At 44.7% G+C, this 13,628-nt stretch carries 15 protein-coding genes and 1 tRNA gene; 12 read left to right on the forward strand and 4 right to left on the reverse strand.

What is annotated here, in order from left to right; translation table 11 throughout:
* Window positions 1-3 precede the first annotated feature (3 nt).
* A complete protein-coding gene (locus A1QO_RS15980) occupies window positions 4-639 on the reverse strand; it encodes a FlgO family outer membrane protein (RefSeq protein WP_026026624.1) in 636 nt (211 codons plus the stop codon).
* Between the two features lie 183 nt (window positions 640-822).
* Between A1QO_RS15980 and A1QO_RS15985 the strand changes: the two genes are divergently transcribed.
* From A1QO_RS15985 to A1QO_RS15995, 3 genes are all read left to right on the forward strand, one after another.
* Window positions 823-1,956: a flagellar assembly protein FlgT gene (locus A1QO_RS15985; RefSeq protein WP_017041514.1), complete on the forward strand. Its 1,134-nt coding sequence runs from the start codon at window positions 823-825 to the stop codon at window positions 1,954-1,956.
* 21 nt (window positions 1,957-1,977) lie between these two features.
* Window positions 1,978-2,054 (forward strand) — tRNA-Arg (locus A1QO_RS15990).
* 165 nt (window positions 2,055-2,219) lie between these two features.
* The gene (locus A1QO_RS15995) at window positions 2,220-2,726 is read left to right on the forward strand and encodes a hypothetical protein (RefSeq protein ID WP_017040425.1); all 507 of its coding nucleotides are present in this window, start codon (window positions 2,220-2,222) and stop codon (window positions 2,724-2,726) included.
* Between the two features lie 164 nt (window positions 2,727-2,890).
* Here A1QO_RS15995 and A1QO_RS16000 read toward each other — a convergent pair whose 3' ends face one another.
* Genes A1QO_RS16000 through A1QO_RS16010 form a run of 3 tightly spaced genes read right to left on the reverse strand, consistent with a single transcriptional unit; the run spans window position 2,891 to window position 5,648 of the window.
* Entirely contained in the window at window positions 2,891-4,132 is a 1,242-nt protein-coding gene (locus A1QO_RS16000; RefSeq protein ID WP_017040426.1) for an NAD(P)/FAD-dependent oxidoreductase, read from the reverse strand.
* A gap of 24 nt (window positions 4,133-4,156) precedes the next feature.
* Window positions 4,157-5,230: a methyltransferase gene (locus A1QO_RS16005; RefSeq protein ID WP_017040427.1), complete on the reverse strand. Its 1,074-nt coding sequence runs from the start codon at window positions 5,228-5,230 to the stop codon at window positions 4,157-4,159.
* Window positions 5,231-5,258: 28 nt separating this feature from the next.
* Window positions 5,259-5,648 (reverse strand): hypothetical protein, encoded by a 390-nt coding sequence (locus A1QO_RS16010; protein ID WP_017040428.1) that lies wholly within the window; start codon window positions 5,646-5,648, stop codon window positions 5,259-5,261.
* Window positions 5,649-5,720: 72 nt separating this feature from the next.
* On the opposite strand from A1QO_RS16010, the gene A1QO_RS16015 reads away from it, so the two are divergent.
* The 9 genes from A1QO_RS16015 (at window position 5,721) to A1QO_RS16055 (ending at window position 13,614) form a co-directional block, all read left to right on the forward strand.
* Window positions 5,721-6,470, forward strand: coding sequence for a beta-ketoacyl synthase chain length factor (locus tag A1QO_RS16015; RefSeq protein ID WP_026026973.1), 750 nt, complete (start codon window positions 5,721-5,723; stop codon window positions 6,468-6,470).
* On the forward strand, window positions 6,467-7,237 hold the full coding sequence (locus A1QO_RS16020) for a lysophospholipid acyltransferase family protein (protein WP_017040430.1): 771 nt from the start codon (window positions 6,467-6,469) through the stop codon (window positions 7,235-7,237). The genes A1QO_RS16015 and A1QO_RS16020 overlap by 4 nt, the downstream gene beginning before the upstream one ends.
* Before the next feature lie 104 nt (window positions 7,238-7,341).
* Complete coding sequence (locus A1QO_RS16025; RefSeq protein ID WP_017040431.1) at window positions 7,342-7,602, forward strand: phosphopantetheine-binding protein; 261 nt, start codon at window positions 7,342-7,344, stop codon at window positions 7,600-7,602.
* Between the two features lie 10 nt (window positions 7,603-7,612).
* Window positions 7,613-7,870, forward strand: a complete 258-nt coding sequence (locus A1QO_RS16030; RefSeq protein WP_017040432.1) for an acyl carrier protein — start codon at window positions 7,613-7,615, stop codon at window positions 7,868-7,870.
* Window positions 7,870-8,427: a septation protein IspZ gene (locus A1QO_RS16035; protein WP_017040433.1), complete on the forward strand. Its 558-nt coding sequence runs from the start codon at window positions 7,870-7,872 to the stop codon at window positions 8,425-8,427. The genes A1QO_RS16030 and A1QO_RS16035 overlap by 1 nt, the downstream gene beginning before the upstream one ends.
* Before the next feature lie 6 nt (window positions 8,428-8,433).
* Complete coding sequence (locus tag A1QO_RS16040; protein ID WP_017041515.1) at window positions 8,434-9,822, forward strand: AMP-binding protein; 1,389 nt, start codon at window positions 8,434-8,436, stop codon at window positions 9,820-9,822.
* An 88-nt stretch (window positions 9,823-9,910) separates the two neighbouring features.
* On the forward strand, window positions 9,911-10,273 hold the full coding sequence (locus A1QO_RS16045; RefSeq protein WP_017040435.1) for a 3-hydroxyacyl-ACP dehydratase: 363 nt from the start codon (window positions 9,911-9,913) through the stop codon (window positions 10,271-10,273).
* Window positions 10,266-12,089, forward strand: a complete 1,824-nt coding sequence (locus A1QO_RS16050) for a glycosyltransferase family 2 protein (protein WP_017040436.1) — start codon at window positions 10,266-10,268, stop codon at window positions 12,087-12,089. Before A1QO_RS16045 ends, A1QO_RS16050 begins: the two co-directional genes overlap by 8 nt.
* Window positions 12,067-13,614: an HAL/PAL/TAL family ammonia-lyase gene (locus tag A1QO_RS16055; RefSeq protein WP_017040437.1), complete on the forward strand. Its 1,548-nt coding sequence runs from the start codon at window positions 12,067-12,069 to the stop codon at window positions 13,612-13,614. Before A1QO_RS16050 ends, A1QO_RS16055 begins: the two co-directional genes overlap by 23 nt.
* Window positions 13,615-13,628 lie beyond the last annotated feature (14 nt).

Raw genomic sequence — 13,628 nt, forward strand, 5'->3', positions numbered from 1 at the left:
CTCCTATGGACGTAAAATCACAGTGTAAGGCTGTGTCATTGTTGGATCAGAGCGAATCAATACGCCATCTTCGGTACGCATCGAGTTTAGCGTGTCCAAATCGCGACCAATACGATCGGCAGGTAAAAACCCTTGGGCCGTCGCAACAACGACTCTCGATTGCATGCCGACTACTCGAGCATTAACTAAAACGCCACCTTCTTGACGTAACATGGTTCCCGTCAAAATGTACTGAATTTCTTGCTCTTGCGCCAAATCTTTCCAATCTCGGCTAAAAGCGAAGTCACCCTGCTGCGTCACCTGAATCGTTCCCGTCGTTTTAAAGTCGACAACCTTAAAACCTCTGCGCTGAAACTGATGGATAAACCCCTCAGACACTGAATTCCCGAGCCAGTTAGTCGCATCCATGTTTTGTAAGTCAACAAACGACGTCACCGCGATCGGCGTGCGTGCTGATACACTGGTGTTTGAGATAATCAAATCTTCAGTCAAGCTTTCAACGAAAAAATCCATCGTGTGGCGAGGGCTTTCCATCAGCATAAACTGAGACCCGGCATACGGTTCTTTACCGTTATAAATCGGGGCGAAGGCACAGGCGGTCAAAAACAGCACAGGCACTAACGTTAACCATTTTTTCATTTTCTTAATCTCCAGATATAATAAGGCTTTGGAATGCCACTGCTCTTTTTTATTCAATGAATTTCATCATTAACACAATGTGGAACATTCCTTGCTTTTCTAACTCTGCTACGAAAAAGAAAGGCAACACCTAAATCAGCTAATAAATGAAAAGCAATATTTGTACCCAAATGGCGAATCACAATGAAAAAAAATATTTTATTCTTATTTTCAATGCTTTACTCATTAGCTTATGCATCAACACTTCAAGCCGCCTGGTATGAAGTGACTGGTGTATCAACCGTTGTCTCCTCTGAAGAGGTGGCAAGAGTCCATGCATTAGAAGACGCCATTTTTAAGGCGGTCAGCTTTTCAGGTGCAGATATAGGCAGTATCAGCAACCTGCGTCCATTTCTTGAGAGTGATCAAAAAGAGTATCAATTTACCAACCATGAAGTGCGGTATGTCCTCGTAGAGCAGCAACGTGTACGCAAAGGCGTAATGTCTGTTCGAGCACGTATTGATATCTACCCATCGGCAACAGGTTGCCATGTTAGCCAGTATAAAAAGACATTTTTGGTCGGAAACATTGATCTTGCCGCCCCTCAACAAGCCGTTATGGGGAAGATCTACCGTGTTGGGGATGATTTTGCACACGTCATCAATCGCCAGCTCGATCAAGAATCGTCGAGTTTTGTCTCTGTAGGCACCACCGACTATGAAATCAGCAAGCGCTATCCAGAACGTTTAAAAATGATCGCTCAAGATACGGGGGCTCAATACATTCTTGGTGGGGTCATTACTGACCTGACTGCAACCATTGAACAAAATTTGATTCGAGACGATGTAATAAATCGACAATTCGCCTTAGAAATGCAAATATTTGATGGCAAGACAGGCCATGAAGTCTACAGTCGCAACTATCGAGAAGTCGCTAAGTGGCCATTTGCAAAGACCAGCCAAATCGACACGAAAAGCGCTCGTTTCTGGGCATCTACGTACGGTGAAATGATGCTTCGTGTCAGTCGGAATATCATGCTAGACCTTGAATCTGAAGTTTCATGTAAAATTAGCTTACCCGAAGTTGTTGCTCGCTTTGGTAATCAAGTCACCATCGATTTAGGTCGAATTCACGGCGTTCAAGAAGGCGATAAACTGCAGCTATGGCACACCGGATCCTTTATCGATCAAAATGGCTTACCGAGAAACAAAGTCTCTCAGAGCGACATAACACTGACCGTTTCACGCGTGTATGAAAACGAAGCTGAGTTAAAAATCGATCAACCCGATTTGGCTGGTAGTATTCAAATTGGCGACGTCATGCATAAGATGTTGTAGGTAATTAACACCATAGAACACGCTCTCTTGGCACAGCTGGATAGCGCAGCCCCCTCCTAAGGGGCAGGTCACAGGTTCGAATCCTGTAGAGAGCGCCATATAAAACAATGCCTTAGTAGCTTATGCTGCTAAGGCATTTTTATTCCTTATAAAATCTTCACACGACTCTGATTTTTGCAACTATGATTGAAGTAGACTTCAGCTTCATTCGGTAAAGTATTTACTGCACAACAACGCATAATAAGTTCATTGCAAAAACAATTATGAAAAAAAGCAATCTCATTACGAATACTGGCCACCGCTTTATCTCAAAAGCCAAAACGGCGTATAAGATCCATATACACACGCCCGACGATAGCGTGCTTCATCGCTCGGTTGGATACATACGTATTGGTGATAAAAAAGGCCTAAAAAAAGCCATTAAGCTTCGCAACGAACTCGGCAGCGCAATGTGGGGCAAATTTTGGCGTCGGTTACTCAAAGATCCTTATTTAATGACTCGGCTCCCCCACTCCCTTGAGCCCAAGATCATTTTTAAACCTCGCCCAACTCGGGATGAACCCAATAAAAAAGATGAATGCTACATTGCGGCTTGGAGAACGTATGATCAGACAGGAAAACTCGTTTATAAGAGCGTCGTGTGTTCGATCAGTAAACATGGTCGATTAGGTGCTTACACCAAGACCAAAAAAGCATTACTGGAAGCAAACAAAGAAAATTTAGAAATTTTAGAATTTATGGGGCGTTTAAACAGTATCGATTTAAAATAGAATTGCTCCCAATACAGGGAGATAGGTCAATATAGCGAGAAAGGTTAGAGTTCCACTTTTTCAAGACACCCTTGATATAAAAACAGACGCATTGCGGCTGCTTTTATTTTTTACATTAAACGTGCGTGACTTTTTAGCATGTATTCAACGACCAAATAGACCACCTAGCTTCGACATATCTCTGCCAATGTCGCCAATCGACGCTGCGACTCTTTCACGTAAGGATTAGTTTGATCCCAAGCGTAGCCCGCTAAAATCGAGCATACCATCTGTTTAATTTTGGGATTTGGATCTTGATAAAAAATCACATCCTGCAAAGTACCTGAGTACCAGCCCTCAACATACGTTCTAAACGTGTTTACGCCAACCATCAATGGATCGGCATAATCACGATCCCAATCAACCTTCTCACCATTGAGCTGCTTTTCCACGCACTCAACCGCAAACTGAGCCGACTTCATCGCAATCGTCACGCCTGATGAAAACACAGGATCAAGGAACTCACCGGCATTACCCAGCAGCGCATACTTATCTGTTGCAAGGTGCTTTACGTTGGCAGAATAACCACCAATTTCGCCCGCAGGGTTCGGATACTCTGCATTTGCTAATATTTCAGCCAAACCCGGCTCTTCCGTTGCCAGTTGCTTAATAGCGGCAATCTTATCTTGTGGGTATGATTCAAAGAACTTAGGCTCCCCGACTACACCAAACGAAGACACTCCGTTACTAAACGGGATCAACCAATACCAAACGTCAGGATTGGTCGGGTGCACCGAGATCAGGATTTTGTTTCGATCATATTCAAGGTCGGTATCAACCTCTGCAATATGATCGTTAATATGCGTGAAAATAGCTTTACGTGGAGGAAGCGATGATGGCTCTTCTAAATCAAGCATCTTAGGTAGCACGCGACCAAATCCACTGCCGTCCAGCACGTATTGAGCCTCTAGCTGATAGCGTTCTCCATCAAGCACTTGTACGTCTAAAATGGTGCTGTCTTCAGTGAAGTTAATACCCATCAACTCATGTTGATAATCAATAGTAACGCCTTGTGCTTCGGCTGTGTCTGCTAACACCTTATCAAAGGCCCCTCGCTGAACCTGAAACGTAGTTCCCGGCCCAGCAGAGAACTTATCTTCAAAATTAAATGCGGTGTACACGCCATTTTTACGAAAAGCGGCACCATCTTTGAATTGGAAGTTGGCGTCAGCCACCGCTTCGCTCATGCCAGCTTGTTCAATCACTTCCATGCAAGCCGGTAACAAGCTTTCACCAATAGAAAAGCGCGGGAAAAGGCTCTTTTCAATCACTCGAACATCGATGCCTTTTTTATGAAGCAAAGACGCAGCAATAGACCCTGACGGCCCAGCTCCGATGATCACTACTTGAGTTGACAGTTTTTTCATTAATTTAAGCCATGTTTGTTATTTTTATTGCGCGCCAGCTTTCAATTCAAGAAGCGTATGACCAAGGCCGATATCGTCGGTACGGGTCACCACTTCAAAGCCAGCTTCTTCAACGATCTCTAGGAAATCTTCACTGCGGTAAAAACGGCTGTTGCCGTTGGCCAAGCAAGTGAAGTAAAGCGACGTCGCGTTTAAGCTATAAGAAGCCGCATCGTATTTCTGTGCATCCCAAAACAGTTCAAGGATATAGACAGTCGCGTCTTCTGACATATGAGAGCGAACACGCTTTAATATGCTCAGAATCTCCATTGGCGAGAAGCAATCAAGGAACTGGCTCATCCACCACACATCCGCGCCCGTCGGCAGCGCTTGCTGTTTATCGAGCATATTGGCTGGGAATGGAGTCACTCGGTCTCGATGGCCATGTAGTGTCGCGTTTGCCATTGCCATTTCTAGTTGCTGTGGCAAATCAACAATCGTCACTTCAACGTCGGAGTCATGGTTGCAGCACTGCATTGCCCACTTACCGGTGTTACCACCGATATCCACCAGCGATTTAGGTTTCTTGCTGAAGACTTTCTCAAGCAAAACAGGGAACGAACGGTCCGAATAAAAGTGATCGAACTTAAACCAACTCTCTTTTGCTTTTTCTGGCAATTGAGACAAGCCTTGGTAAATGGTTTCCCAATCACCCAGTTCCTTCAGGCCGGCAGGTGTGCCTTCTTCAATCGCTTCGGTTAGATGCATCATCGCTGCGTAACAAACATCGGCTGTGAAATCCATGTTTGCGTTGGTCATACCATCGTGCAGAAGGTAAAAACCAAGGTTGGCCATTTTATAGTTAGGTTTGTCCCAAGTAACAATATGAGCACTTAACGCCATATCAAGCAGAACTTTTACGCCGTACTCAGATACGCCCGTTATTTCCGAAAGAGTCTCTGCAGGTAAACCATCATTACCCGCGTCATCTAACGCTTTCAAGATACCTAAATCACGAAGTGTACGGGCAGTATGAAAAACAATGGGAGCGAAAGACAATTTCTGCGCTTCTGTTTTTGCTTCTAATGCGTTGAATGGATCTAATTTATATTCCGACACGAAAAACCTAACTTAAAATAATAGAGGATTACTCAGCTGCCATTAGTGCAAGCTTACGTTTAATATCAACGTTTAAGTTATTAACCCAACGGTTGTAATTACGGTGTATTTCACCATCGTCGTACTTCAAATTCTCTGATTCAACGTAAAGAATAGAGTAAAACTTGTCACTATAAGGAATTTCAATCACAGCGTGGTGCGAACGAACATACAACTCAGCACGGATCAAACCTGGCTTTATTTCTGAAACCAACCAGCCTCGATTTTCAGCCGATTCATAAATAGCTGATTTCACCTGTTTACTTTGAAGATTAAGTGCAACTGGAGTATCCTCAACATTCATTACAGGTTGGACACGTCCACACCCTGCAAGAACGAATATGAATAACATTGAAACGGCTATTTTTAGTAATTTCATTTAAATTCCTTACCTGTGTTTATTTATAAGCACGCATAGTATTTAGTTAGACCCAAAGCAAATCAATACTCTATGTCAAATCAATCCCAATTAATGTCGTTTAATATTGAGAAATGGTCTGCAAATTCTGCCGGTCTCAATTCTGTTGCCCAATGGCAAGCGTGGAGCGCTAATTTAGATTGGCCACAAGATGGCTCAACTGAATTTAAAGCTATTCCTCCAATGATGCGCCGCCGAATGAGTGTGCAAAGTAAGCTTGCCGTCCAAACCGCATTAACGCTATTAAAAGACACCTCGGTTGATTTTCTGGTTTTTGCCAGCCGACATGGTGAGCTGCACCGAACTGCCACATTGATTCAATCAATCTTAGAAGGTGATGACGCCTCACCAATGGCGTTCTCGCAGTCGGTGCACAATACCGCTGCTGGTCTCACAACGATTGCCGCAAAAGCGCCGATTCCACTGACCTCTATCGCTGCTGGGCAAGATACTTTCCACAATGCTCTGATCGAAGCTTATCTTTACCTACATCAGTATCCGTCACATCGTGTGCTCGTCATTGATTTCGACCAGCCTTTGCCTGAGCTTTACCAAGAATACGAAACACAACACTATGCTGATTATGCTCTGGGCTTAGTGCTCACGACTGGCAGTGAATACTCTATTACTAGAACAGTAGAAGCCAACCAAGCATCTTCCGGGTTACCACAAGGGCTACAAACGCTCCAACATATCTTATTGGGTACAAATAAGTGGACTCTTGCTGGCAAGCACCAAACTTGGTCGTGGATAAATAACGCCAAGACAGGAAAACAGCAATGAGCAAGTTAGGGCAATATTGGCGAGTGTTTGCGACAGGATTCTGCTTTACCACCTTTGGGCTAGGAGGCTTAGTATTAAGCTTCTTAATCTTACCTTCTATTGCAATAACGACACCCAATACCATTGAAAGAGAGCTCAAAGTTCAGCGACTGATTCGTTTCTCCTTCAATGCTTTTTGCCAAATCATGAAGTTCACAGGCGCAATTGATTACAGAATTGATGGCGCCGAACTGCTACGCGAAGATCGCAACTGCATCATCGTTGCCAACCATCCGAGCTTAATCGACTATGTGCTGATCGCCTCTCAACTTCCTCAATGTGATTGCCTCGTTAAAGCGGCCATTTGGGGAAACCCTTTTATGAAAAGGATTGTCAAAGCGGCGGGGTACATACCTAACCAAGCACCTGATGATCTTTTAGAGCGCTGTGAAGAACGTTTCTCACGTGGCAACGTGTTGCTTGTTTTTCCTGAAGGAACTCGCACAACGCCAGGGATTGAACCATCACTACAACGTGGTGCGGCACAAATAGCCACTCGAACGCAAACCGATTTACGCGTCATTCACATTACGGTTTCTCCGACATTTTTAACGAAAGAGAAAAAATGGTATCAAGTTCCTGCTACGAAACCCTTTTTTCATGTCGCGGTGAAAGGTAAAATAGAAGTCGCACCATTTATTGAGAATTCGAACAACTTAACTTCGGCAGCAAGACGCCTTAACCATCATCTTGCACAAAGTATTTTCCCTTCCGAAGAAAGTATTTAGCTCCTTAATAAAACAACGGCGATATCGCATTTCGAAAATACAACGCATAATGTAGAATCGCCCCCTTGAAGCAGTATTTCAGATAAAGCACTAAGTAGGCCAAAGTGGAAACATTACACAACGAATTAAAACAACTGATCATCGACGCACTGAACCTTGAAGATATGAACATTGATGAAATTGAAACAGAGGCTCCACTATTTGGCGATGGACTTGGACTAGATTCTATCGACGCCCTTGAGCTTGGTCTTGCTATCAAGAAAAAATACAACATTGTTATCGATGCCGACGATTCAAACACTCGCCAGCACTTTGCATCCGTTGAAAATCTAGCGAACTACATCTCATCTCAAACGAATAACTAGACAGATCTTTATGACACAAGCTAACCACCAAGAAGTATACAACCAGGTTAAAGATGCGCTTATTGAGCTGTTCGAGCTTGATGCTGAAGATATCACTCCTGAAGCTCACCTTTATCTCGACCTAGACCTAGACAGCATTGATGCGGTTGATTTGGTCGTTCACCTACAGAACGTGACAGGTAAGAAGATCAAACCTGAAGAGTTCAAAGCAGTACGCACCGTTAATGACGTTGTCGAGTCTGTGGCTGAACTATTGAAGGACGCATAATGCGTCCTCTGCTGACTTTACTGTCGGCAATCATACTTTTCACTTATCCAATAGCGGTTTACTTTGGACTCAACAAGTTTGGCCTACAAACCGTTGGTATCGCCTTGGCCGCTATCTTTGCTGTCCGTATTTTCACCGGCGGTCAGGCTAAAATCAAAGAACTAAAACACCTAGCTTGGATCAGTGGAAGTGCCGGAATTGTTCTGCTGGCACTAGGATTAGCCTTCAAACAGCATGGCTGGTTAACGTATTATCCCGTCATCGTTAACGTTTGTATGCTGGTTGTGTTCGCTTCAAGCCTATGGCAACCGCAAACCATTATCGAACGTCTTGCTCGACTCCAAGAGCCTGAACTTCCGCAAAGTGGCGTTGATTACACACGAAAAGTCACCAAGGTTTGGTGTCTGTTCTTCATTATTAATGGCTCAATCGCGCTTTACACTTGCTTCCAACCGCTTGAAATCTGGACCCTATACAATGGCCTACTCAGCTATTTGTTTGCCGGGTTACTCTTTGTGGGTGAGTGGGTAGTTAGACAGCGCATTCGTCAGAGTTAAATTGTTATGACCCAAACCGTCTCTTACACTTCTTTATCTGAGCTTCTCAGCCAGAAAAGATCGCCAGATTCTATTGTCTGCTTTGACGACAATAGCGAGATTACGTGGCAAACATTTAACGCCGACTTATCTCAACTCGTGCACCTTTTATCTTCATCCCCTTTTCAACGAGTTGCGATTTGTACCCAAGACAGCTACCTATTTTCGGTGGCCTTTTTGGCATGTGCCGTCAGCCAAAAACACATCATCTTGCCCGGTAACTATCAACCTTGTGCGCTTGCCGAGTTAAATAAACATTTTGACTACCTGTTAGTTGATAACTCGATTGGTGAAGTTGAGGTTAGTGACGTTCGCAATATCCTAAACTTATTGGACTCAAGCACGGAGCCAAAACAACCTCTAATCGACAATCTTGCGACCATTGATTTGGCAGCCATCCAATTGACCCTGTTTACTTCAGGTTCAAGCGGCACACCCAAGGCAATCAATAAAACATTAGAACACCTAGACATTGAGACGGCGCAGTTAAATAAGAACTGGGGCGGAATGCTGAAGGGAAAACAAGTTCACAGCACGGTCTCGCACCAACATATCTATGGTCTGTTATTTCGAATCTTATGGCCTCTATGCTCTGGTGTTCCATTTGCTCAAAACAACCTTGAGTACCCAGAACAGATCTTGTCTCACGCCAATAAAAACTGTGTGCTGATCAGCAGCCCTGCTCTCCTCAAACGATTAAAGCACGAAATCAATAGCGCACGACTTGCTGCAATATTCTCTTCTGGTGGTCCGTTGCCTACTGAGTCCGCTCACCAATCGCGGAAGTTGCTCGGCTATTTACCTATCGAGGTTTTTGGCAGCACTGAAACCGGAGGCATCGCATTTCGTCAGCAAGAGAGCGCGAAAACACCTTGGCAGCTTTTTGACTGCATTGAGGCTAGTCTCAACAGTGAGAATTGCATTAAGTTATTGTCGCCGTACATCGATAAAAACAATTGGTATCAAACCGCTGATGAGTGCGAAATGGTCTCGGAGAGTCAATTCATATTAAAAGGCCGAACCGACCGAGTGATCAAGATAGAAGAGAAACGAGTATCACTGGTAGAAGTGGAAAAACGATTAGAGCAACTACCTTGGATAACCGAATGCGTGGTGATTCCATTCGAAGAGCCGGAACGCTTAATCTTAGCTTCAGTTTTAGTATTATCAGAGGAAGGCCAAGCAATTCTCGCCATCATGAGTAAAGGTAAATTCTGGTTGATGCTGCGTTCAGAACTTAGAAAGTGGTTAGAACCGATCGCTATCCCAAGAAAGTATCGTATTGTTGATGAGATCCCACTCAACAGCCAAGGTAAGCGATTAACGTCTCACATCGAACAGCTAATAAAATCATAGAAACCGCTGATCGTATTTTACACTGAGATTATCTTTTTATATTTTTGTCAGAACCCCATTTTCAGCCCAAGGATTCTAAGCAAGCGCTATGGATAAGAGAAAACCAAACGTCATTAATGTTGACACTGCAGAGAAAGAATCGACCCTGGCACTCCATATTACTGGAGACATCACCGATTTTAAGGGGCACTTCAAGAGCTTTCCTATTCTTCCTGGCGTTACACAGATTGATTGGGCACTTCACTACGCAGTTCAAGAGCTCGGTGTCCCTGGTTTCTTTAAAGGCATGGAAGTCATCAAGTTCCAAGAGCCGATCCTACCTGATTCGACCATTCAGCTGTCACTCAAGTGGGATACTGACAAAGATAAATTGAGCTTTAGTTACACGTCGAACAATGGCGAACAGACTCACTCTTCAGGCAAAATGAAGCTGGGAGAGAAAAGTGAATAGCGCTGAGGCTGTTTTTCAACACGCACTTGAAGAAAGCAACTACAAGGCTTGCTTCCTAATTCCATGCTTTAACCACGGCGCAACCATGCCCTCGGTGGTCTCATCACTTCTTAATTTCAAACTTCCGATCATTATTGTTGATGATGGCAGTGAACTCGCGACCAAACAGTTTTTGACTCCCCTTGCTGATAATCCAAACGTAACTCTCGTGACACTTGAGCAGAACCAAGGCAAAGGTGGCGCAGTAAAAGCGGGGATCAAGCGAGCGCAAGATCTCGGTTTTAGCCACGCTATTCAAATTGATGCTGATGGGCAACACGACCTAGACGCCCTACCCGCATTAATCCAAGCTTCACAAACTAAGCCCCAGCACCTTATCTCGGGTCAGCCGGTCTATGACGAGAGCGTGCCTAAGGCAAGGCTCTACGGACGCTACGCGACACATATCTGGGTATGGATAGAAACCCTATCTCTCTCGATTAAAGACAGCATGTGTGGCTTTAGAGCGTATCCAATCGATAAGACGCAAACCGTACTGAATAAATACGATGTCGGTTCGAGAATGGACTTTGATATCGAGATTCTGGTTCGCCTGTATTGGGAAGGCTGCGATATCGACTTCGTTGAAACGGGTGTTATCTACCCAGAGAATGGTACCTCTCATTTCGATGCACTGTGGGACAACGTAAAAATCAGTTGGATGCACACGCGACTGTTCTTCGGCATGCTGCCAAGAGCACCAAAACTGATCGCGCGTCATTTCAAGTCGGATTCAGCGAAGAAGTTATCGGCTGAAAATAGCCAAGATTCCTCGGCAGATTCAAGACAGGTAAATTCCGAACAGATAGGTTCAGAACAACCCCATTGGTCACGTACTCAAGAACGCGGCACTGTGCTGGGAATCAAACTGTTATTGGCCGTTTATACCTTGTTAGGCCGAGGCGTATTTAATCTGATTTTACGCGGTGTGATGCGTTACTACCATCTAACGGGCAAACGTGCACGAAACGCCTCAGAACAGTACCTATTTCAGCTTAAGGCATACGCTGAACAACAGAATATTGAGTTACCAGCGGAATTAACCAGTTATAACCATCTGCTCTCGTTTGGCCATACCATGCTAGACAAGTTGGCTGCATGGAAAGGGGATTTTTCGGTCGATAACCTGAGCATTCATGGTCAAGAACAATTTGAGAGCATGGTGGCAAACCAACAAGGTGTGCTGATTCTGGGTTCTCATCTTGGCAATATCGAATTGTGCCGCGCTTTAGGTCGCAGACACTCAAATATCAAAATCAATGCACTGGTTTTCACCGAGCACGCCGAGCGTTTCAATTCGGTGATGAAAGCGGTTAACCCGCAGTCTGATTTAAACCTGATTCAGGTAACGTCAATGGGACCTGATACCGCTATCTTGTTGCAACAGAAACTAGAGCAAGGCGAGTGGATTGTGATTGTTGGCGATAGAACTTCCACCAGCAAAGAGAGCCGTTCAGTATGGGCAGAGTTCTTGGGTAAGGAAGCGCCCTTCCCTCAAGGACCATTTATGTTAGCCTCTGTTCTCAAAGCGCCAGTATTTCTATTATTTGGGCTACGTGATGATTCACAATCTAAGCCGCATTTTAATGTCTATTTCGAGAATTTTAGCGACAAGATAGAACTACCCAGAAAAACTCGCGAACAATCTTTACAGCAAGTCGTGCAAAAATACGCAGGCCGACTTGAGCACTACACACTGAAAGCACCGCTTCAGTGGTACAACTTTTTTAATTTTTGGACATTGAGCAAGCACCATGACGAAAAAGAATCCAAATAGCATCACCTTTGGTGCCGAACGCCTCACGATTGAGGATGTTGTCGCTATATCACAAGGCGCAAAAGCCTCGATGAACTCAAGTGAAGCCTTCACATCTAAGATCGACCGTGGTGTCGCTTTCTTAGATCGCCTATTGAAAGAAGAAGGCGTGATCTATGGTGTGACAACGGGTTACGGAGATTCATGTACCGTAGCAATTCCACCAAACCTTGTTGATGAATTGCCACTGCATCTAACACGCTTTCATGGCTGTGGTTTAGGCGAAATACTGTCTCACGAACAATCTCGTGCAGTATTAGCAACGCGCCTTTGTTCATTGTCACAAGGTGTCTCTGGTGTGACTCATGATTTGCTCAACCAGATCGTTACTTTGATTAACCAAGACATCTCACCGCGTATTCCTCAAGAAGGATCGGTTGGTGCCAGTGGCGATTTAACGCCGCTGTCTTACTTAGCGGCAGCACTGATTGGTGAGCGCGATGTTATCTACAAAGGTGAAGTTCGCCCTACTAGTGACGTTTACAAAGAGCTAGGGGTTAACCCTATCAAGCTTAAGCCAAAAGAAGGCTTAGCATTGATGAATGGCACGTCAGTAATGACGGCTTTGGCTTGTATCGCCTACAAACGTGCGGAATATCTAGCGCAGCTATCAACTAAAATCACTGCTATGGTATCTGTGGGTATGCAAGGTAACGATTTCCACTTCGATGAAGCCTTGTTCGCAGTGAAACCTCATCCGGGTCAACAACAAGTTGCTGCATGGCTACGCGATGACCTGCAAGCCGATCGCCCGCCACGCAACAGTGATCGCCTACAAGATCGTTATTCACTGCGTTGTGCTCCACATGTTATTGGTGTGGTTCAAGACTCTCTACCTTGGCTACGCCAAATGATTGAGAACGAGCTGAACAGCGCTAACGATAACCCAATTATCGATGGCGACAATGAGCGCGTACTGCACGGTGGACACTTCTACGGTGGCCATATCGCAATGGCAATGGATACCCTAAAAACAGCGGTAGCCAACCTTGCAGACCTACTTGATCGCCAAATGGCACAGCTAATGGACTACAAGTTCAATAACGGTCTGCCATTTAACCTAACCGGTGCTGAAGGCGAACGTAAGCCAATCAACCACGGCTTCAAGGCGGTGCAGATTGGCGTTTCAGCTTGGACAGCAGAAGCATTGAAACACACCATGCCAGCAAGCGTGTTCTCTCGTTCAACAGAGTGCCACAACCAAGACAAAGTCAGCATGGGCACCATCGCAGCTCGTGATTGTCTACGTGTTCTTGAACTGACTGAACAAGTTGCGGCAGCATCTCTTCTGGCGGGTACACAAGCACTTGAACTTCGTAAGCGCCACAATGAGCTTGATGAGCACCACATGAGTGAAAACCTAAAGTACATTCGCGACGAAGTGCTTAAAGAGTTTGAATTTATCGTAGAAGATCGACCACTTGAAGGCGATCTACGCCACTTCATTGCTCGTATTCAAAGTCAGCACTGGTCACTTTACTCATAGAGTAGCTAACCTCA

This window comes from Vibrio genomosp. F10 str. ZF-129 (assembly GCF_000287055.2).
GTDB lineage: Bacteria > Pseudomonadota > Gammaproteobacteria > Enterobacterales > Vibrionaceae > Vibrio.

Coding starts and splice junctions, on each gene's coding strand:
- A1QO_RS15980 (WP_026026624.1), bottom strand. CDS start 639: ATGAAAAAATGGTTAACGTTAGTGCCTGTGCTGTTTTTGACCGCCTGT.
- A1QO_RS15985 (WP_017041514.1), top strand. CDS start 823: ATGAAAAAAAATATTTTATTCTTATTTTCAATGCTTTACTCATTAGCT.
- A1QO_RS15995 (WP_017040425.1), top strand. CDS start 2,220: ATGAAAAAAAGCAATCTCATTACGAATACTGGCCACCGCTTTATCTCA.
- A1QO_RS16000 (WP_017040426.1), bottom strand. CDS start 4,132: ATGAAAAAACTGTCAACTCAAGTAGTGATCATCGGAGCTGGGCCGTCA.
- A1QO_RS16010 (WP_017040428.1), bottom strand. CDS start 5,648: ATGAAATTACTAAAAATAGCCGTTTCAATGTTATTCATATTCGTTCTT.
- A1QO_RS16015 (WP_026026973.1), top strand. CDS start 5,721: ATGTCAAATCAATCCCAATTAATGTCGTTTAATATTGAGAAATGGTCT.
- A1QO_RS16020 (WP_017040430.1), top strand. CDS start 6,467: ATGAGCAAGTTAGGGCAATATTGGCGAGTGTTTGCGACAGGATTCTGC.
- A1QO_RS16030 (WP_017040432.1), top strand. CDS start 7,613: ATGACACAAGCTAACCACCAAGAAGTATACAACCAGGTTAAAGATGCG.
- A1QO_RS16035 (WP_017040433.1), top strand. CDS start 7,870: ATGCGTCCTCTGCTGACTTTACTGTCGGCAATCATACTTTTCACTTAT.
- A1QO_RS16040 (WP_017041515.1), top strand. CDS start 8,434: ATGACCCAAACCGTCTCTTACACTTCTTTATCTGAGCTTCTCAGCCAG.
- A1QO_RS16045 (WP_017040435.1), top strand. CDS start 9,911: ATGGATAAGAGAAAACCAAACGTCATTAATGTTGACACTGCAGAGAAA.
- A1QO_RS16055 (WP_017040437.1), top strand. CDS start 12,067: ATGACGAAAAAGAATCCAAATAGCATCACCTTTGGTGCCGAACGCCTC.